Genomic DNA, 18,649 nt, shown 5'->3' with positions numbered 1-18,649 from the left:
CCGCTCGGACTCCCATGGTACAACAGAAATATTACTGCACGGTTGGAGTGCCTTCGGTGCCGGCGGCAGCTTGCTGCTGGGCCAGGGCCTGCAGACGCTGCTGGTAGAACACTTCGAAGTTGATCTCAGCCAGGTGCACAGGCGGGAAGCCGGCACGGGTGATCAGGTCGGCGATGTTCGAACGCAGGTACGGGTACACGATGTTCGGGCAGCCAATGCCCAGCAGCGGATCCAGCTGTTCAGCCGGGATGTTGCGGGCTTCAAAGATGCCGGCTTGTTTGCCTTCAACCAGGAAAGCGACTTTTTCACCGACCTTGGCGGTCACGGTGATGGTCACGGTCGATTCGAAGATGCCTTCGGACAGCGGCTCGGCGCCAACGTCCAGGGCGACTTCGATGGTCGGCTGGGTCTGCTCGAGGAAGATGCCTGGGGAGTTAGGCTGTTCCAGCGACATGTCCTTCAGGTAGACGCGTTGAATTTGGAATACGGGTTGCAGGGTTTCGTCAGACATGGATCGCTTTCGTTATCGTGTTAAGTCTCTGTTAATGCTTGGCCAGGCTGCGGACAGCCCAAATCAAACGCGAGGGCTGATTGTAGCAAAACTGATTTATTTGCAAACCGTTTTGGCGCCCTTCGTTGTATTTGGGGACTGTTTAACCTTTTAACAAGGGATCGAGGCCGCCAGCCTGGTCGAGCGCGTACAAGTCATCGAAACCGCCCACATGCGTTTCGCCGATGTAGATCTGCGGCACCGTGCGGCGGCCAGTCTTTTGCATCATCAGCTGGCGCTGGGCTGGATCCAGGTCAACACGGATCTTGTTAATGTTTGCGACGCCCTTGCTCTCGAGCAGGCGCTCGGCCCGGGACGCAATAGGGGCACACCAGGGTGCTGTACATGGTTACGTTGGCTGTCATGGCGATTCCTTCACAGTTATTTCTTCATTGGCAGACCGGCAGCCTGCCAAGCCGCGACGCCGCCATCCAGCACGACGACGTCAGTGAATCCAGCCTTTTCCAGAACTCTCGCGGCGCCGAAAGCGCGCGTACCCTTTTGGCAAACAACAATCGTGGTCTTGCTTTTGGATTTTTCCAGCTCGCCCACGCGGTTCGACAGGTCGGCAACCGGGATATTGATTGCATCCGGCAAGCGGCCCGTCGCGAATTCCTCCGCGCTGCGTACATCGACAATGGTGGTTTTACCGCGGTTTATCAACAGGGTCGCTTGGGCCGGCGAGGCTTTTTTTCCGCGCTGGGTCAACGTTGGCCACAGCAGGGCGCCGCCGGAAACAAGGACGATGCCAATAAGAAAGATATGGTCGAGAATGAATTTCACGGGGTTCCAATGGTTGAACTTAATCCGCGCATTATAAAATAGATGCTTGTGCGCGGCTCCGGCGGCGGTTTTCCACTAATTTCCAACCCTTAAGATATTGCTCTATGTATAAGATTGTTTTCATGCGTCATGGCGAGTCCACCTGGAATCTTGAAAATCGCTTCACCGGCTGGACCGATGTGGACCTGACGGAAAAAGGCGTTAGCGAAGCAAAGATCGCCGGCCAGGTGCTGAAGGATGCCGGCTTCACCTTCGACCTGTGCTACACCTCCGTACTGAAGCGCGCCATCCGCACCCTGTGGCTGACGCTGGACGAGATGGACCTGATGTATCTGCCGATCAAGCACGACTGGCGCCTGAACGAGCGCCACTACGGCGCCCTGCAGGGCCTCGACAAGGGTGAAACCGCCGCCAAGTTCGGCGACCAGCAAGTGCTGGTATGGCGCCGCAGCTATGACATTCCGCCGCCAGCCCTGGAAGCGGACGACGACCGCGCCTCCTTCAACGATCCGCGCTACGCCGGCCTGCCGAAGGATTCCATTCCGCTGACCGAATGCCTGAAAGACACCGTAGCCCGCGTGATGCCGGCCTGGGATGATGAAATCGCCCCCGCCATCAAGGCCGGCAAGCAGATCCTGATCTCGGCCCACGGCAACAGCCTGCGCGCCCTGATCAAGATGCTGGACGGCATCAGCGACCAGGACATCGTTGGCCTCAACATCCCGAACGGCCAGCCGCTGGTGTACGAACTGGACGCCAACCTGAAGCCGATCAAGAAGCTACTACCTGGGCGACCCGGCCGCCATCGCTGAGGCCCAGGCCGCCGTGGCAAACCAGGGCAAGGCCAAGTAAGTTTCAATGGCAGTGACTCCGACCCGGCGCGCCGGCGCGTTCGCATGGGCTGCCGCTCTTGCGCTGGCGCTGGCCGCTGGGGGCGCTTACGCGGCCCCCAAGCAGACCGAACGCAGCAAGCAAAAGGCCGTCGCCGAGGCGGAGCGCACCGCTTTGCAGAAAAAGCTGGTGGACCTGAAGCGCGATATCGGCAAGACCGAGAGCGCGCGCGAAGACGCGGCCGACACGCTGGCCGAGTCGGAGGAGGCCATTTCCAACGCCAACCGCTCGCTGCGCGAGCTGGCCGAGGAACAGTCGCAGACCAATGCGAAGCTGGCCCAGCTGGCCGCCGAGCAGCTGCGTCTGGCCGCCACCGTGGCGGCGCAAAAACAGCAGCTGGCCAAGCTGCTGCGCGAGCAGTATGTGGCGGGCAATGAAGACCGCATGAAGCTGCTGCTGTCCGGCGACAATCCCAACCGCATCAACCGCGAACTGCAGCTGATGGCCTATGTGTCCCAGGCCCAGGCCAAATTGCTGGAATCCCTGCGCGCCAACCTGAAGGCGGTCGAGGAAAACCAGGCGGAAGCGCAGAACGCCAAGGAAGAGCTGGACGAGATCGCCCAGGAAGAGCGCCAGCAGAAGTCCGTGCTGGAGCAGGAAAAGGCGCGCCGCGCCGCCATGCTGTCCAATCTGTCGAAGAAGCTGACCGCCCAGCGCAAGGAAGCGGGCAAGGTCGAACAGGACGAGCAGCGCCTGGGCGGCCTGGTCGAGCGCCTGAACAAGCTGATCGAAGAACAGGCGCGCGCCGCTGCGGCGGAAAAGGCGCGCCAGGAAAAACTGGCGGCCGAACGCGCCGCCAAGGCCAAGGCGGCCGCCGAAGCGCGTGCCCTGGCCCGCGCCAAGGCCCAGGCCGAACGCGAACGCATCGCCCAGGAAAACAAGGCCAAGGGCATCAGGACGCCGCCGCCGAAACCGGAACCGGTGGAGCCGGAAGAGCCGAAAGTGGCCGAGAAAGCGCCGGAGCGCGACGAGAAAACACCCCGTCCGTCCGACGTGGCGCTGGCGCCGGCCGCACCCGATGGCGCTTTCGCCAGCCTGAAAGGCCAGATGCGCGCACCCGTCACCGGCAAGGTGGCCGCGAAGTTCGGCACCAAGCGCGGCGAAGGCGTGAGCTGGAAGGGCATGTTCATCCAGGCGGCGGAAGGCGCGGAAGTGCGCTCGGTGGCCGGCGGCCGCGTGGTCTTCGCACGCTGGCTGCGCGGCTTCGGCAACCTGATCATCGTCGACCACGGCGGCCAGTACTGGAGCATCTACGGTTTCAACGAATCGCTGCTGAAACGGGAAGGCGATGCAGTGAAGGCGGGCGATGCGATCGCGGCGGCCGGAAATACCGGTGGCAACGAAGAATCGGGTTTATACTTTGAATTACGACACCAGGGCAAGGCGTTCGACCCTGCAGGGTGGGTGAAGTTTTAAATTTTTCGAAATGGCAAACAGACGGCGGATCAATGATCCGCCCTACGCGCCGGTGGCGGTTCAATGACCGTTCGTCGGCGCGGGTCGGCGGTGCGTAAATGATTGGCGATGCGGCGTTGGCGGTTCGACTGCGTCCTTGGTGATTGACGTGTAGGGCGGATCATTGATCCGCCGCGACCGGCCCGGAACGTCATTTCGAACGAAGAACACAAGTGAAAGCGTCATGGGAAACAAGTTCAAGAGCATCGGCCTGATCGGCCTGGGCATGGTCGCCGGCGTGGCCGCGTCCATGCAATTTTCCGCCGTGGCGCAAAAATCCGGCGCGCCGCTGCCGCTCGAGGAGTTGCGCCAGCTCTCGGACGTGTTCGGCCTGATCAAGTCCGACTACGTGGAGCAGGTGGACGACAAGAAGCTGGTGCAGGACGCCATTGCCGGCATGGTCGCTTCCCTCGACCCCCACTCCGTCTACCTGGACAAGAAAGCCTTCAAGGAAATGCGCGAATCGGTGGCCGGCAAGTTTGTCGGCATCGGCATCGAGGTCGGCATGGAAGACGGCTATGTGAAGGTGGTGTCGCCGATCGAGGATTCGCCTGCATTCAGGGCCGGCATCAAGGCGGGCGACCTGATTACCCGCCTGGATAACACGCCGCTCAAGGGCCTGTCCCTCGATGAAGCGATCAAGAAGATGCGCGGCGATCCGAAGAGCAAGGTCACCCTGACCATCTCGCGCAAGAATGAAGACAAGCCCCTGATCTTCCCCATCGTGCGCGAGGAAATCCATGTGCACAGCGTGAAGGCGAAGATGATCGAGCCGGGCTACGCCTGGCTGCGCATCTCGCAATTCCAGGAGCCCACGCTGGATGACATGGCCAGGAAGCTGGGCAAGCTGTATGCGGACAATCCGAACATCAAGGGCCTGGTGCTGGACCTGCGCAATGATCCGGGCGGCGTGGTGCCGGGTGCGATCGGCGTGTCGGCGGCCTTCCTGCCCAAGGATTCCGTGGTGGTGTCCACCAACGGCCAGCTGATCGACTCCCAGCAGACCTTCTACGCCCGTCCCGAATACTATTCCGGCCGCAGCGGCGGCGACCCGCTGTCCAAGCTGCCCGCCGCGCTGAAAACGGTGCCCATGGTGGTGCTGGTCAACGGCGGTTCCGCTTCCGCCTCCGAAATCGTGGCTGGCGCCCTGCAGGACTACAAGCGCGCCATCGTGATGGGCAGCCAGACCTTCGGCAAGGGCTCGGTACAGACCCTGCGCCAGCTGACCGCCGATACCGCCGTCAAGCTGACCACGGCCCGCTACTACACGCCAAACGGCCGCGCCATCCAGGCCAAGGGCATCGTGCCGGACATCCTGGTCGATGAAACGGCCGAAGGCGATGCGCTCAACGCCCTGCGCGTGCGCGAATCGGACCTGGACAAGCACCTGAGCAACGGCGAGGAAGCGGCCCCTGCCAACCGCCGCGACGAGCTGGAAGAAGAGCAGCGCCTGATCGCGCTGGCCAAGACGCAGAAGCCGATCGAATTCGGCGGCAAGGACGACTTCCAGCTGGCCCAGGCCCTGAACCACTTCAAGGGCTTGCCGGTGAAGCTGGCCAAGGCTGAAGTGCAGCAGCCGCCGGTAGTGGACCTGAAACCGGAACCCAAGCCGGTGCAGATGCCCAAGCTGGACGACAAGGCGGCAGCTAAAAAATAAGCATGGACGACAACCAGCTGCTGCGCTACTCGCGCCATATCCTGCTCGATGAAATCGGTATAGAGGGCCAGCAGAAGATCCTGGAGGCGAAAGCCCTGGTGATCGGCGCCGGCGGCCTCGGTTCGCCCGCCGCCATGTACCTGGCCTCGGCCGGCATCGGCCAGCTGACCATCATCGACAACGACACGGTCGACCTCACCAACCTGCAGCGCCAGATCGCCCACACCACGGCGCGCGTGGGCCGCGCCAAGGCGGAGTCGGCGCGCGAAACCCTGCACGCCATCAATCCCGATATCACCGTCACCGCGCTGGTGGAGCGGGCCGACGATGCGCGCCTGGCCGAGCTGGTGTCGCAGCACGACGTGGTGCTCGACTGCACCGACAACTTCAAGACCCGCCATGCCGTCAACCGCGCCTGCGTCGCGCACAAAGTGCCCCTCGTCTCCGGGGCCGTGATCCGCTTCGATGGCCAGGTCAGCGTGTTCGATCCGCGCACGGGCGAGCAGCCCTGCTATTCCTGCCTGTTCCCGCAGGACCAGCCTTTCGAGGACGTGGCCTGTTCCACCATGGGCGTGTTTGCACCGCTGGTGGGCGTGGTCGGCGCCATGCAGGCCGCCGAAGCGCTTAAGCTGGTGATGGGCATCGGCGAATCGCTGGCCGGCCGGCTGCTGCTGCTGGACGGCCTGCGCATGGAGTGGAGCAGCATCGCCATCGGGCGCAATGACGGTTGCCCCGTCTGCGCCGTCAAAAAAGGAGACTGAATGAAGCGACTTTCCGCCGTCATCGCACTGTCCATCACCGCCGCCTTTTCGCAGGCGGCAACCCGAGACCACCCGCTACGTCATCATTTCCGAGAACAGCGGCAAGCAGACAGGCGAACAGGTGGTGGAACGCCAGGACGACGGGCTCACCAAAGTACGCTTCATCTACAAGGACAATGGCCGCGGTCCGGAACTGAACGAGGAATTCCGCCTCGCGCCGGACGGCACCATGAGCAGCTTCACGGTCAAGGGTAATTCGACCTTCGGCGCCGTGGTGGACGAGACGTTCACGCGCAGCGGCAGTAAGGCGGAGTGGAAATCGACTTCGGAAAAAGGCAGCAAGGATGTCAGCGGCCCAGCCATTTATGTGCCGCTGAACAGCAGTTATGAATTCAACTCCGCCGCGATCGCCGCACTGGCCGCGGCGCCGGATCACAGCCTGCCGCTGCTGCCCTCCGGCACGCTGACCCATCGCAAGCTCGATGAAGTGCAGGTCACCGGTGCGGGCGGCCAGACGCAGACCGTGCAGCTGCTAGCCCAGACGGGCCTGGGCCTGAGCCCGCAGTTCTACTGGGCCACCACGGGCGAGAAGCCATACCTGTTTGCCGTTGTGGTGCCGGGCACCTATGTCGCGTCGCTGGACGGCTGGCAGGGCAACAGCAAACTGCTGGCCGAACGCCAGCAGCAGGCCGAAGCCCGCATGCTCCGGGAGCTGGCGGAAAAGCTGCAGCATCCGCTGGATGGCCTGACGGTCGTGAAGAATGCGCGCGTGTTCGACAGCGAGAAAGCGGTGGTCGGCAAGCCTTCCGACATCTATCTGCTGCGCGGGCGCATCACCGCCGTGCTGCCGGCCGGTTCGCCGGTGCGCGGCGCCGTCAACGAGATCGATGCGGGCAACCGCATCGTGCTGCCCGGCCTGTTCGACATGCACTCGCACATCAACCGCTGGGAAGGCGCGCTGCATGTCGCGGCCGGCGTGACCAGCGTGCGCGATATGGGCAATGACAACGCCCAGCTGCAAATGATGATCGATGAGACGGCGGACGGCAAGCTGCTGGCGCCGCAGATCGTGCCGGCCGGCTTCCTGGAAGGCGAGAGCGAGTACTCCTCGAAAGCTGGCTTTGTCGTGAATACGCTGCCGCAGGCGAAGAACGCCGTCGACTGGTACGCGGAGCACGGCTATCCGCAGCTGAAGATCTACAACTCCTTTCCGAAGGAGATCCTGAAGGATACGGTGGCCTACGCCCACCAGCGCGGCATGCGCGTGTCCGGCCACATTCCGGCCGGCCTGCGCGCCCAGCAGGCGCTGGACGCAGGCTATGACGAGATCCAGCACATCAACCAGGTGATGCTGAACTTCCTGTTCAAGCCGGGCGTGGAAACGCGCAGCCTGGAACGCTTCTACCTGCCGGCTGAAAAGACGGGCGATCTCGATTTCAACTCGAAGCCGGTGAAGGACTTCGTCGCCATGCTGGCGAAAAAGCAGATCGTGATCGATCCCACCTTGTCCACCTTTGCCTTCCTCAAGCAGCAGGATGGCGATGTGAACGAACCCTGGGCGCCGGTGGAAGCGAATATGCCGCCGGATGTGGCGCGCAGCTTCCACGTCGGCACCATGAAGATTCCGGACGCGGTCACGCAGAAGCGCTATGAAAAGTCATTCGCGAAGATGGTGGAATTCGTGGGCCGCCTGCACAAGGCAGGTGTGCCGCTGGTGGCCGGCACCGACGACCTGGCCGGCTTCACGCTGTGGTCCGAGCTGGAATTCCTGGTCAAGGCCGGCCTGACGCCGGCGCAGGCGATCCAGATTGGCACGCGCAACGGCGCGCGTTACACGCGCACCAGCCATGAACGCGGCAGCATCGAGCAAGGCAAGCTGGCCGACCTGGTGCTGGTCGATGGCGACCCTACCAGGGATATCCGCGACTTGCAGAAAGTGGCGGCCGTGATCACGCGCGGGCGCATCATCTATCCGCAGGAAGTGGACAAGGCGCTCGGCATCAAGCCTTTCGTCAGCGAGGCGCCCGCCGTGAAGCCGCTGCAAGCCGTGCCGTCCAATATCGCCGGCAGCAATGAGGGCGCGCTGCGCCAGATAGGACTTAGTGGCCGCCAGCGTGACTGATTCGTCTATACTGCTGGATCCAGGCATCATTGTTTATTTCATAACTTGACCTTTATGCAAAAGATTGTTCAACGCCGCCGTGCCCGCGGCTTTACGCTGATTGAAATTATGGTTGTCGTTGTGATCATGGGCGTGCTGGCCGCGCTCGTGGTCCCGAAGCTGCTGGGCCGCGCCGCCGAATCGAAGGTGGCCGCCGCCAAGGTGGATATTGCGACCATCATGCAGGCGCTCAAGCTCTACAAGCTGGATAACCAGCGCTACCCGACCACCGAACAGGGCCTGCAGGCGCTGCTGACCAAGCCGACTTCCGGCCCGGCAGCCAATGGCTGGAAGGCGGGCGGCTACATCGAGAAAATGCCGAAGGACCCGTGGGGCAATCCTTACCAGTACCTGTCCCCCGGTTTGAAAGGCGAGATCGATGTGTTCTCCTATGGCGCCGACGGCCAGCCCGGCGGCACCGGTGACGATGCCGACGTCGGTTCCTGGGACAACTAAGGAAATCTGAGGCATGCGCGGCCGCCAGCGCGGATTTACGCTGATTGAACTGCTGGTGGTGCTGGTCATCATCGGCCTCACGCTGGGCCTGGTCACGATGAATGCCGCGCCCAGCCAGCGCCAGGCCTTGCAGCAGGAGGCGCAACGCATCGCGCTCTTGCTGCAGCTGGCGCGCGACGAAGCCATCGTGCGCAACCGCCCGGTGGCTTTCGAAGCCAGTTCGGAGGCTTACCGCTTCCTGGTCCGCAACGACCGCACCTGGGAGCCGCTGCCGCAGGACGATATGCTGCGCGAACGCCAGTTCAAGCAATCCCCCATCCGGCTGCTGCTCGATCCGGCCACCAATGCGCCAGGCAACCTGCGCATCGTGTTCGGCCGCGAACCGGTGGACAAGCCCTTTGCGCTGACCCTGGCGCTGGGCGACGTCAGCGCCACCATCCGCGCCGATGGCGTGGGCCATTTCACTGTGGACTGAGGATGCGCCGTCAACAAGGCTTTACCCTGCTGGAAGTGTTGGTGGCGCTGCTGATTGTCGGCACGGCGCTGGGCGCTTCGCTGCGCGCCATCGGCAGCCTGACGCAGAACAGCGATGGCCTGCGCCTGACCATGATGTCCACCTGGTCGGCCGAGAACCGCCTGGTGCAGGTGCGCCTGGCGAAAGTTTATCCGGCCGTGGGCAAGACGACCTTCGAATGCCCGCAGGGCGACCTGCAGCTGCTGTGCCAGGAAGAAGTGATACAGAGCCCCAATCCGCGCATGCGCCGGGTGGAGGTGAGCGTGTTCGAAGCCAGCCGCCCGGAGCGCCGCATCATCAAGCTGGTCCAACTGGTGCTGCAGGAATGAAGAACGCACGCGGCTTTACTCTCGTCGAACTGCTGGTCGCGATCACGGTGCTGGCCATCGTGGCCGTGCTGGGCTGGCGCGGCCTGGATGGCATCGTGCGCTCGCGCGAGCAGCTGACCACGCAGATGGAGCAGACGCGCGGCATCCAGCTCGCCTTCGCCCAGCTGCAAAGCGACCTGGAACAGATCGCGGACAAGGGCACGGTGCTGAACAACCACCAGAACCTGATGGCCGACAACACGCGCCTGGTCTTCGTCCGCACCGTGCTGGCCGAGAATGCGCCGACCCAGCTGCAGGTGGTCAGCTACCGTATCCGCGACGGCGTGCTGTCGCGCAGCGAATCGCAATCGACGCGCGACCTGGCCCAGCTGGACGCTCTGTGGCAGGCATCGCTGGGCGACGCCGGCGGCGACGTGCAACGCGAAGTGGCGCTGCATGGCGGCGTGACCAGCATGGCGGTACGCGTGTGGGAGAACGGCGCCTGGAAGCAGCCGGAGAATGCGTCGACTTCCTTCTCGAATGCGACGCAATCGTCCGGCGAAGCGCCCTGCACCAATCCGGAGCCTGGCGCCTGCCAGGGACAGGGCGAGGGGGGCATCGGTACCAGCCCAGGTGGCACGCCGAACCCGAGCGGACCGCCCACGCCGCAGATCGCCGTGCCGCAGTCCGGCCCCACCGGCATCGAAGTGTCGCTGCAGCTCCAGGGCTTGCCGAATGTGCTGGCCAAGATCTTCCTGCTGGGGGCCGTATGAGCAGGCGTCCCGGTATCCGGCAGCGCGGCGTGGCCGTGGTCACGGCCTTGCTGCTGACGACCCTGGCGGTCGCCATCGTCGCCAGCCTGTTCTGGCAGCAGCAGGTGCAGGTGCGTTCGATGGAAAACCAGCGCCTGCATTTCCAGACGCGCTGGATCCTGCGCGGCGGCCTTGACCTGGTCCGCCTGGTACTGCGCCAGGACCTGGTGGACAGCCACGGCTCCACGCGCGCGGACGGCATCTGGGCCACGCCGCTGGCTGAAACGCGGCTCGACCAGTTTGTGGAGCGCGAGCGCATCCAGAACGAATCTTTCGATGCGACAATTGCGGGGCAGACTTACGACGCACAGTCGCGCTACAATCTGGCGAATCTGGCCCTTAACCGTTACGTACTGCCAGGGCAGGTGACAGTTTTCCAGCGCCTGCTGCAAAACCTCCAGCTGAATCCCTCGCTGGCGCAGACGGTGGCCGAGCAGGTGGCGCGCAGCCAGGTGGGCAGCACCACGGCGCCGGCCGGTAGCTTGCCCGGGCAGCTGCCTGTCCCGGGCGGCAATGGCCAGCCGATGGAGCTGGTGCGGGTGGAGGATTTGCTGTCGATTTCCGGCTTCAACCAGGCCGCGATCGAAAAGCTGCGCGACTTCGTGATCGTGCTGCCGGAGGGATCGCAGGTGAATGTGAACACGGCGCCGGCCGAAGTGCTGTCGGCGCTGACGGATTTGTCGGTGAGCGAGGCGCAGTCGCTGGTGGGGTCGCGCAAGCGCTCGTTCTACGGGCGCGTGGACGAATTTGATAATTACCTCAAGGCCAGCGGCAAGAAACGCATACAGAACGTGGAAGTGGCGGTTCTGAGCAACTACTTCCTGGTCCTGAGCCGCGTGCGGCTGGACCGCGCGGAGCTGGTCAGCTGGGCGCTGGTCAAGCGCGAGCCGACCGGCAAGACCAGCATTGTATGGATACGGGAAATCTAAGGAACAAGGAAAGAACGCTTTGACGACTCTCTACATTCGGTATCCGGCCCGCGCCGCTGGCGCCCCCCGATACGGGCGTGCCGCACAGCTGCCAGTTCGCCATGGTGGGCGATGGCGGCAATGTGATGCAGCAGGGCGCCGGCGCGCTGGGCAACCTGGGCGATCTCGTCGCCGGTGCACGCCGCGTGGTGCTGCTGCTGGCCGCCGCCGATGTGACGCTGCTGCGCGTGAAGGTGCCGCCGCTGTCCGGCGCCAAACTGAAAGCCGCCCTGCCCAACCTCGTCGAAGAACAGATCCTGGGCGATCCCGCCGATTGCGTGCTGGCCCTGGCCCCCGCGACCGGCGATACCGGCGAACGCGTGATAGCCGTCGCTAACCGCGCCTGGCTGGAAGTGCTGGTCAAGGCCCTGGTGGCGCAGGGTGCGCACGGCATCAGCGCGCTGCCCACCCAGCTTTGCCTGCCGCTGCAGCCGGGCGGCGCTTCCGCCGCGCTGGGGCTGGATGACGCCGGCCTGGAACTGACCCTGCGTACCGCGCAATACGAAGGCATGGGCCTGACCCTGCCGCCGCAGCCGGAAGCGGCGCTGCACACGCTGCGCGCGCTGGCCTGCGACGCTCCCGTCACCCTGTACGTGGCGCCCGCCGTGCGCGCCGAATACGAGAAGCTGGCGCTGGAAGTGCCCGGCATCGTGGTCGAGGAAGACCACTGGGCGCACCGCATCTCGGCCGCCAAGGCCGTGCAGCTGGACCTGGCCGCCGGCCTGGGCGCCGTCAGCGGCGCTTCGGCGCGCATGTGGCAGCGCTGGAAATGGCCGGTCGGGATTGCCGTTGCGGCCCTGCTGGTGAATATCATCGGCGCCAATGTCGAATGGTTCCGCCTGCGCGGCGAAGCGGCCACCGAGCGCCAGGCCATGCTGCAGGTCTTCCGCGCCGCCTATCCGAACCAGCCGGTGACGGGCGACCCGGTGGCGCAGATGCGCCGCAATATCTCCGTCGCGCGCGCCGCCAGCGGCGAGGGCGGGGGCGACGAATTCACCGCCGTGAGCGCCGCGCTGGCCGAGGCGCTGGCCATGTTGCCGAACCGCGAAATCGTAGCCGGCCTGGAATACAAGGAGCGCGCCCTGATCGTGAAACTGAAGCCGAACAGCGTGGACGCGAATGGCATGTCGCAGGTGCAGGCCGCGCTGGCGCCGCGCAAGCTGGCCTTGCTGGAAACGGGTCCCGGCGTGTGGCAGGTCAAGGCGGGAGGCGCGAAATGAGCAAACTGACCGACAAATTCGGCGGCTACCGCGCCGCCGTCGGCGCCTGGTGGAACGAACGCAACGAGCAGGAGCGCCGCATGCTGAAGATCGGCGGCGCCGTCGTCGCCTTCGGCCTCGTGTACGGCCTGCTGATCGATCCGGCCTTCAGCGGCCGCGCGAAGCTGGCGAAAGAGCTGCCGCAGCTGCGCCAGCAGGTCGCCGAGCTGCAGTCGCTGGCCGGCGAAGCGGCCCAGCTCTCGGCCCAGGCGCCGATCCAGCCGCCGCCCATGTCGCGCGAGAGCGTCAACGCCAGCCTGCAGCAGCGCGGCCTGTCGCCGCAAAGCCTGACCGTCACCGGCGAATATGCAAGGCTGGAATTCAAGGGCGCGGCCTTCGCCGGCATCGTCGCCTGGTTGGACGCCATGCGCCGCGAACAGCGCCTGCTGGTGCAGGACGCGAATATCAGCGCGCAGAGCACGCCGGGGCAGGTCGATGCCACGTTCACGCTGCGCCAGGAAGCAGGAGCACGATGAAGCGCGCCTTGCTCTGGATCCTGGCGATTGCCGCCAGCGCGGGCCTGACGCTGCTGGCGTTCTTCCCGCGTCCTGGGTGGCGCAGATGGTGGAAACCCAGACCGGCGGCCGTTTGACGCTGGGCGACGCGCAGGGTACGCTGTGGCGCGGCTCCGCTTTCATCGGCGGCGCGGCCAGCGGCAAGGATGCCGTCACGCCGCTGCTGCCGGGGCGCTTTGCCTGGAAGCTGTCGCCGCTGGTGCTGGTGGGAAGCGTGGATGTGGAATTGTCCAATCCCGAATCGCTGTCCCAGCCGGTGAACCTGCGCGGGGGCTTCAGCCAGTGGCAAATCAGCCCGGCCGCCATCATGCTGCCGGCCGAGGGCTTGTCCGGGCTGGGCGCGCCGCTGAATACGCTGGCGCCGAGCGGGCGCATGAAGCTTTCCTGGACGTCGCTGCAGCTGGCGCGCGAAGGCAATGCGGTGTCGCTGAACGGGCGCACCACGCTGGAGATGCAGGACATGGCCTCGCGCCTGACCTCGATCCGTCCGCTGGGCAGCTACACGGTTGCCCTGGACTGGCAGGGCCAGGTGGCGAACCTGCTGCTGGGGACCGTGAAAGGTCCGCTGCTGCTGAGCGGCACCGGCAAGATCGACCATGGCCGCCTGCAGTTCTCGGGGCAGGCCGAAGCGGCAAGCGGTTATGAAGATACGTTGGCGGGCCTGCTCAATTTGCTGGGCCAGCGCCGTCCGAATAGCGTTAAAAACGTCATTGCACTAGAGTTCAGATAATGAAGACACACACCGCAAGCAAAAACACCTTCCCGGCGCTGCGCCGACTGAGCGCCGCCGCGCTGCTGTGCTGTGCGCTGGCTCCGGCCGCCGCGCCGGTCTGGGCGGCTCCGAACGATGAAGCGGCGCTGAACTTCGTGGGCGCCGACATCGAGTCCGTCATCAAGGCGGTGGGCCACTACACCAACATCACCTTCCTGATCGACCCGCGCGTGAAGGGCACGATCACCCTGGTGTCGGAAAAGTCGGTGACCAAGTCGCAGGCCTTCAGCCTGCTGACATCCGCGCTGCGCCTGCAGGGCTACGCCATCGTCAGCGGCGACGGCTATGCCAAGGTGGTGCCGGAAGCGGAAGCCAAGCTGCAGGCCAGCCCCACCGTGGTGGGCGGCCAGGCGGCGCCGAAGGGCGACCAGGTGGTGACCCAGGTGTTCCACCTGAACCACGAGGCGGCGGCCAACCTGGTGACCGTGCTGCGTCCCCTGATCACGCCGAACAATACGATCAACGCCAATCCGGGCAATAACTCCCTCGTCATCACCGACTATGCGGACAACCTGAAGCGCCTGGCCAAGATCATCGCTTCGCTGGATGCGCCGTCCGCCACGGACCTGGACGTGGTCCCCGTGCGCTACGCCATTGCCAGCGACCTGGCGGCCATGGTCAACAAGCTGATGGAGCCGGGCGCCGGCGGCGATTCCGGCCGCGTGACCGTGATGGCCGATCCGCGCACCAATTCGCTGGTGCTGCGCGCACCGTCCGTGGCGCGCGCCAACCTGGCCAAGTCCCTGATCACGAAGCTGGACCAGCCGACCGCGCAGCTGGGCAATGTGCACGTGGTTTACCTGAAGAATGCGGAAGCGACCAAGCTGGCGGAAACGCTGCGCGCCGTGGTCGCCAGCGACAGCTCCTCCACCGGTTCCCAGAGCGGCGGCCAGAGCGGCCTGTCGACGCTGGGCACGACCCCGGGCGCCGGCCAGCAGGGTCTCGGCCAGTCCGGCACGGGCAGCACCACCGGCGGCGCCACCGGCCCGACCAATCCCGCGCTGACCGGCAACCGCGGCGCCCAGACCCTGAGCACCGGCGGCGCCGGCGGCTTCATCCAGGCCGACGCGTCCACCAACACCCTGATCATCACCGCGCCGGAAGCCGTCTACCGCAACCTGCGCTCCGTGATCGACCAGCTGGATGTGCGCCGCGCCCAGGTCTATATCGAAGCCCTGGTGGTCGAAGTCAGCGCCGACAAGGCGGCCGAATTCGGCGTGCAGTGGGCCGGCCTGAGCGCCGGCAACCACTACCGCGTTGGCGGCGGCACATCCTTCCAGAACGGCACCGGCAATAACCTGGTCAACCTCGCCACCGGCGCCAACACGCCGCCCGGCCCGGGCCTGACCATCGGCGTGTTCAAGCAGCTGGCCAACGGCGACCTGGGACTGGGCGCCGTGGCGCACTCGCTGGAAACCGTGGGCGGCACGAATATCCTGTCCACGCCGAACATGATCACGCTGGACAATGAAGTGGCCACCATCCGCGTCGGCCAGAACGTGCCGATCCTGACCGGTTCCTTCACCACGACGTCGGGCAGCAGCACCAATCCCTTCCAGACCATCGACCGCAAGGACGTGGGCCTGATCCTGAAAGTGCGTCCGCAGATTTCCGAGGGCGGCACCATCAAGCTGGCGATCTACAACGAGAACTCCAGCATCGACGATACCGTGACCAACTCCAGCGGCATCATCCTGAAGACACGCCAGATCGAAAGCAATGTGATTGCCGACGACGGCCAGATCATCGTGCTTGGTGGCCTGATCCAGGACGATGCCGGCGACAACGTCGAGAAGGTGCGCGGCCTGGGCGACATTCCGGTGATCGGCAACCTGTTCAAGTACCAGAAGCGTTCGCGCAAGAAGACCAACCTGATGGTGTTCCTGCGTCCGCAGGTGATCCGCACGCGCGACCAGAGCACCAACCTGACCGGCGACCGCTATGACTTCATCCGCGGCACGCAGCAGCAGATCCAGCCGGATACCACCATCCTGCTGCCGAAGCTCGGCCAGCCCGTGCTGCCGGAAGTGATGAATGGCCAGCCGACGGGCGGCATGCTGGCGCGTCCGGTGCCGCCGGCGCCAGTGCCGCCGACTGAACCTGGCGCAGTTACGGAGCCCAAGCAGCAATGACCAACCTCCTGCCTTACGCCTTTGCGCGCGACTTCCTGGTGCTGGCCCAGCCCACGGAAGGCGATGCGCATACGGTCGATGTGCTGATCTCGAACGCGACGCCGCCGGCGGCGATCGCGGAAGTGTCGCGCCGTTTCGGCCGCGTCAACCTGAAGCACATGCCGCGCGCCGACCTCGATGCCGCCATCGCCAGCGCCTACGCCGGTGCGGGCGGCGACGCTTCCCAGGTGGCCGAGGAATTCGACGCCGACCTGGACCTGACCAAGTTGCTTCAGGATGTGCCGGCCATCGAGGACTTGCTGGAATCGTCCGACGATGCGCCCGTGATCCGCATGATCAATGCGCTGCTGACGCAAGCCTTGCGCGATGCCGCATCCGACATCCACATCGAACCATTCGAGCAGACGTCCGTGGTGCGCTTCCGTGTGGACGGCGCGCTGCGCGATATCGTGCGTCCGCGCAAGGCCATCCACGGCTCGCTGATCTCGCGTATCAAGATCATGGCCCAGCTGGACATCGCGGAAAAGCGCCTGCCGCAGGACGGCCGCATCACCCTGCGCGTGGGCGGCAAGCCGGTGGACGTGCGCGTCTCCACGCTGCCGACCGGCCACGGCGAGCGCGCCGTGCTGCGTTTGCTGGACAAGGAAGCGGGCCGCCTCGACCTGCAGCACCTGGGCATGAGCGAAACCATGCTCGGCCAGTTCAACCACCTGATCAACCAGCCGCACGGCATCGTGCTGGTCACCGGCCCCACCGGCTCCGGCAAGACGACCACGCTGTACGCCGCGCTGTCGCTGCTGAATTCCACCACCACCAATATCATGACGGTGGAAGACCCGATCGAATACGACCTGCAGGGCGTGGGCCAGACCCAGGTCAATCCGCGCATCGACATGACTTTCGCCAAGGCGCTGCGCGCCATCCTGCGCCAGGACCCGGACGTGATCATGATCGGCGAGATCCGCGACCTGGAAACGGCGCAGATCGCGGTGCAGGCTTCGCTGACCGGCCACCTGGTGCTGGCGACCCTGCACACCAACGATGCTGCGTCCGCCGTCACGCGTCTGCTGGACATGGGTATCGAACCGTTCCTGCTGTCGTCGTCCCTGCTTGGCGTGCTGGCCCAGCGCCTGGTACGCAAGCTGTGCCCCGAGTGCAAGACCTTCGACGGCCAGCAATGGCACGCTGTCGGCTGCGACAAGTGCGGCATGACGGGCTACCAGGGCCGCGTCGGCATCTACGAGCTGCTGCAGACGGACGAACATATCCGCGCCCAGATCCACGACCGCACCTCGGAAGCGGAAGTGCGCGCCACCGCCCAGCAGCACGGCATGCAGACCATGCGCGAAGACGGCGAGCGCTGGCTGGCGAACGGCACCACCACGCCGGCCGAACTGCTGCGCGTGACCAAGGATTAAGCGATGCCGGCCTTCCGTTATGAAGCCGTCGACGAAGGCGGCGCAAGCAAGAAGGGCGTAGTCAACGCCGACAGCGCCCGCTCGGCCCGCGCCGACCTGCGGGCGCAGGGCCTGGTGCCGATCAAGGTGGACGCCATCGCGGCCCAGGTGGACGCCAGCGGCGCCGCCACCCGGCGCGGTTTCGGCGAGAAGCTGAGCACCACCGAGCTGGCCCTGTTCACGCGCCAGCTGGCCAGCCTGCTGGAAGCGGGCCTGCCGCTGGAGCAGGCTTTCACGGCCCTGCTGGAACAGGCGGAGCGCCCGTATGTGCGCGACCTGATCGCCTCGATCCGCTCGGAAGTGATCGGCGGCGCGGCGCTGTCGGACGTGCTGTCGCGCCACCCGCGCGACTTCGCCGAGATTTACCGCGCCCTGGTGGCGTCGGGCGAGCAGATCGGCCAGCTGTCGCGCGTGCTGTCGCGCCTGGCCGACTATATCGAGCGCCGCAATGCGCTGGTGCAGAAGGTGCGCCTGGCCTTTACCTACCCGGCCATCGTGACCGTGGTGGCGTTCCTGATCGTGATCTTCCTGCTCACCTATGTGGTGCCGCAGATCGTGTCCGTGTTCGCGAACACCAAGCAGAAGCTGCCGATCCTGACCGTGATCATGCTGGCCATCTCGGACTTCGTGCGCAGCTACGGCTTCGTGGTGCTGGCCGCGCTGATCGCCGCCTGGTTCGGCTGGCGGCGCGCGCTGCAGAACTCGGCCCTTAAGCTGCGCTGGCATACCTGGCTGCTGACGGCGCCCCTGTACGGCAAGTTCGAACGCAGCCTGAACACGTCGCGCTTCGCCAGCACGCTGGCCATCACCACCGGTTCGGGCGTGCCCATCCTGCGCGCGCTGGAAACCAGCCGCGATACGCTGTCCAACGTGGCCATGCGCGAGCTGGTGGAGCAGGCCAGCGACGCGGTGCGCGAGGGCGTAAGCCTGGCGCGGGCGCTGTCCGCGCAAAAGCATTTCCCGCCCATGCTGATCCACATGATCCGCGCCGGCGAAATCACGGGCGAACTGCCCGCCATGCTGGACCGCGCCGCCAGCGCGCAGGAAGCGGACCTGGAACGCCGCACGCTGACCATTGCCGGCCTGCTGGAACCGATGCTGATCCTGGCAATGGGCGTGGTGGTGCTGCTGATCGTGCTGGCTGTGCTGATGCCGATCATCGAAATCAATCAGCTGGTACGCTGAAAACGGAGAATAG

At 65.1% G+C, this 18,649-nt stretch carries 17 protein-coding genes and 2 pseudogenes; 16 read left to right on the top strand and 3 right to left on the bottom strand.

Translation table 11 applies throughout. The features are described 5' to 3' along the window. Positions 1-31: 31 nt before the first annotated feature. The 3 genes and pseudogenes from secB to ACHMW6_RS33185 all read right to left on the bottom strand — a co-directional run bounded on the left by secB (position 32) and on the right by ACHMW6_RS33185 (position 1,333). Positions 32-511, bottom strand: a complete 480-nt coding sequence (gene secB, locus ACHMW6_RS33195; protein ID WP_395403569.1) for a protein-export chaperone SecB — start codon at positions 509-511, stop codon at positions 32-34. Between the two features lie 142 nt (positions 512-653). Then, positions 654-915: pseudogene (gene grxC, locus ACHMW6_RS33190) on the bottom strand (glutaredoxin 3). 16 nt (positions 916-931) lie between these two features. Beyond that, positions 932-1,333: a rhodanese-like domain-containing protein gene (locus tag ACHMW6_RS33185; RefSeq protein WP_395403567.1), complete on the bottom strand. Its 402-nt coding sequence runs from the start codon at positions 1,331-1,333 to the stop codon at positions 932-934. Positions 1,334-1,437: 104 nt separating this feature from the next. Between ACHMW6_RS33185 and gpmA the strand changes: the two are divergent. The 16 genes and pseudogenes from gpmA (at position 1,438) to gspF (ending at position 18,636) form a co-directional block, all read left to right on the top strand. Next, positions 1,438-2,185: pseudogene (gpmA, locus tag ACHMW6_RS33180) on the top strand (2,3-diphosphoglycerate-dependent phosphoglycerate mutase). 6 nt (positions 2,186-2,191) lie between these two features. Beyond that, positions 2,192-3,640: a murein hydrolase activator EnvC family protein gene (locus ACHMW6_RS33175; protein ID WP_395403565.1), complete on the top strand. Its 1,449-nt coding sequence runs from the start codon at positions 2,192-2,194 to the stop codon at positions 3,638-3,640. A 223-nt stretch (positions 3,641-3,863) separates the two neighbouring features. Further along, entirely contained in the window at positions 3,864-5,336 is a 1,473-nt protein-coding gene (locus ACHMW6_RS33170; protein WP_395403563.1) for a S41 family peptidase, read from the top strand. Between the two features lie 2 nt (positions 5,337-5,338). Next, positions 5,339-6,097 (top strand): HesA/MoeB/ThiF family protein, encoded by a 759-nt coding sequence (locus tag ACHMW6_RS33165; RefSeq protein WP_395403561.1) that lies wholly within the window; start codon positions 5,339-5,341, stop codon positions 6,095-6,097. Between the two features lie 124 nt (positions 6,098-6,221). After that, on the top strand, positions 6,222-8,219 hold the full coding sequence (locus ACHMW6_RS33160) for an amidohydrolase family protein (RefSeq protein WP_395403559.1): 1,998 nt from the start codon (positions 6,222-6,224) through the stop codon (positions 8,217-8,219). A gap of 54 nt (positions 8,220-8,273) precedes the next feature. Continuing rightward, entirely contained in the window at positions 8,274-8,714 is a 441-nt protein-coding gene (gene gspG / locus ACHMW6_RS33155; protein WP_395403557.1) for a type II secretion system major pseudopilin GspG, read from the top strand. Positions 8,715-8,727: 13 nt separating this feature from the next. Continuing rightward, entirely contained in the window at positions 8,728-9,189 is a 462-nt protein-coding gene (gene gspH / locus ACHMW6_RS33150; RefSeq protein ID WP_395403555.1) for a type II secretion system minor pseudopilin GspH, read from the top strand. A gap of 2 nt (positions 9,190-9,191) precedes the next feature. Beyond that, on the top strand, positions 9,192-9,557 hold the full coding sequence (gspI, locus tag ACHMW6_RS33145; RefSeq protein ID WP_395403553.1) for a type II secretion system minor pseudopilin GspI: 366 nt from the start codon (positions 9,192-9,194) through the stop codon (positions 9,555-9,557). Beyond that, positions 9,554-10,309, top strand: coding sequence for a type II secretion system protein J (locus ACHMW6_RS33140; RefSeq protein WP_395403551.1), 756 nt, complete (start codon positions 9,554-9,556; stop codon positions 10,307-10,309). The genes gspI and ACHMW6_RS33140 overlap by 4 nt, the downstream gene beginning before the upstream one ends. Further along, positions 10,306-11,277: a type II secretion system minor pseudopilin GspK gene (gene gspK / locus ACHMW6_RS33135; RefSeq protein WP_395403549.1), complete on the top strand. Its 972-nt coding sequence runs from the start codon at positions 10,306-10,308 to the stop codon at positions 11,275-11,277. Before ACHMW6_RS33140 ends, gspK begins: the two co-directional genes overlap by 4 nt. Before the next feature lie 77 nt (positions 11,278-11,354). Further along, positions 11,355-12,536: a type II secretion system protein GspL gene (gspL, locus tag ACHMW6_RS33130; RefSeq protein ID WP_395403547.1), complete on the top strand. Its 1,182-nt coding sequence runs from the start codon at positions 11,355-11,357 to the stop codon at positions 12,534-12,536. Beyond that, positions 12,533-13,051, top strand: coding sequence for a type II secretion system protein GspM (gene gspM, locus ACHMW6_RS33125; RefSeq protein ID WP_395403545.1), 519 nt, complete (start codon positions 12,533-12,535; stop codon positions 13,049-13,051). The genes gspL and gspM overlap by 4 nt, the downstream gene beginning before the upstream one ends. Beyond that, positions 13,011-13,820: a type II secretion system protein N gene (gspN, locus tag ACHMW6_RS33120; RefSeq protein WP_395403543.1), complete on the top strand. Its 810-nt coding sequence runs from the start codon at positions 13,011-13,013 to the stop codon at positions 13,818-13,820. Before gspM ends, gspN begins: the two co-directional genes overlap by 41 nt. Further along, positions 13,820-15,994, top strand: a complete 2,175-nt coding sequence (gspD, locus tag ACHMW6_RS33115; protein WP_395403541.1) for a type II secretion system secretin GspD — start codon at positions 13,820-13,822, stop codon at positions 15,992-15,994. Before gspN ends, gspD begins: the two co-directional genes overlap by 1 nt. Beyond that, the gene (gene gspE / locus ACHMW6_RS33110; protein ID WP_395403539.1) at positions 15,991-17,412 is read left to right on the top strand and encodes a type II secretion system ATPase GspE; all 1,422 of its coding nucleotides are present in this window, start codon (positions 15,991-15,993) and stop codon (positions 17,410-17,412) included. The genes gspD and gspE overlap by 4 nt, the downstream gene beginning before the upstream one ends. 3 nt (positions 17,413-17,415) lie before the next feature. Further along, on the top strand, positions 17,416-18,636 hold the full coding sequence (gene gspF, locus ACHMW6_RS33105; protein WP_395403537.1) for a type II secretion system inner membrane protein GspF: 1,221 nt from the start codon (positions 17,416-17,418) through the stop codon (positions 18,634-18,636). The last annotated feature ends 13 nt before the right edge of the window (positions 18,637-18,649 follow it).

It is taken from the genome of Pseudoduganella sp. UC29_106, from assembly GCF_044055365.1.
Classification (GTDB): Bacteria; Pseudomonadota; Gammaproteobacteria; order Burkholderiales; family Burkholderiaceae_D; genus Rugamonas.
Note: the sequence above shows the minus strand (reverse complement) of the source record. Positions and strands in the feature narration are given on the sequence as shown.

What these genes read in the sequence shown, in the direction of transcription:
- gspI (WP_395403553.1), top strand. Translation starts at nt 9,192, where the DNA reads ATGCGCCGTCAACAAGGCTTTACCCTGCTGGAAGTGTTGGTGGCGCTG.
- gspD (WP_395403541.1), top strand. Translation starts at nt 13,820, where the DNA reads ATGAAGACACACACCGCAAGCAAAAACACCTTCCCGGCGCTGCGCCGA.
- ACHMW6_RS33170 (WP_395403563.1), top strand. Translation starts at nt 3,864, where the DNA reads ATGGGAAACAAGTTCAAGAGCATCGGCCTGATCGGCCTGGGCATGGTC.
- gspM (WP_395403545.1), top strand. Translation starts at nt 12,533, where the DNA reads ATGAGCAAACTGACCGACAAATTCGGCGGCTACCGCGCCGCCGTCGGC.
- ACHMW6_RS33165 (WP_395403561.1), top strand. Translation starts at nt 5,339, where the DNA reads ATGGACGACAACCAGCTGCTGCGCTACTCGCGCCATATCCTGCTCGAT.
- ACHMW6_RS33140 (WP_395403551.1), top strand. Translation starts at nt 9,554, where the DNA reads ATGAAGAACGCACGCGGCTTTACTCTCGTCGAACTGCTGGTCGCGATC.
- gspN (WP_395403543.1), top strand. Translation starts at nt 13,011, where the DNA reads ATGCCACGTTCACGCTGCGCCAGGAAGCAGGAGCACGATGAAGCGCGC.
- gspE (WP_395403539.1), top strand. Translation starts at nt 15,991, where the DNA reads ATGACCAACCTCCTGCCTTACGCCTTTGCGCGCGACTTCCTGGTGCTG.
- gspK (WP_395403549.1), top strand. Translation starts at nt 10,306, where the DNA reads ATGAGCAGGCGTCCCGGTATCCGGCAGCGCGGCGTGGCCGTGGTCACG.
- ACHMW6_RS33175 (WP_395403565.1), top strand. Translation starts at nt 2,192, where the DNA reads ATGGCAGTGACTCCGACCCGGCGCGCCGGCGCGTTCGCATGGGCTGCC.
- gspF (WP_395403537.1), top strand. Translation starts at nt 17,416, where the DNA reads ATGCCGGCCTTCCGTTATGAAGCCGTCGACGAAGGCGGCGCAAGCAAG.
- gspH (WP_395403555.1), top strand. Translation starts at nt 8,728, where the DNA reads ATGCGCGGCCGCCAGCGCGGATTTACGCTGATTGAACTGCTGGTGGTG.
- gspG (WP_395403557.1), top strand. Translation starts at nt 8,274, where the DNA reads ATGCAAAAGATTGTTCAACGCCGCCGTGCCCGCGGCTTTACGCTGATT.
- secB (WP_395403569.1), bottom strand. Translation starts at nt 511, where the DNA reads ATGTCTGACGAAACCCTGCAACCCGTATTCCAAATTCAACGCGTCTAC.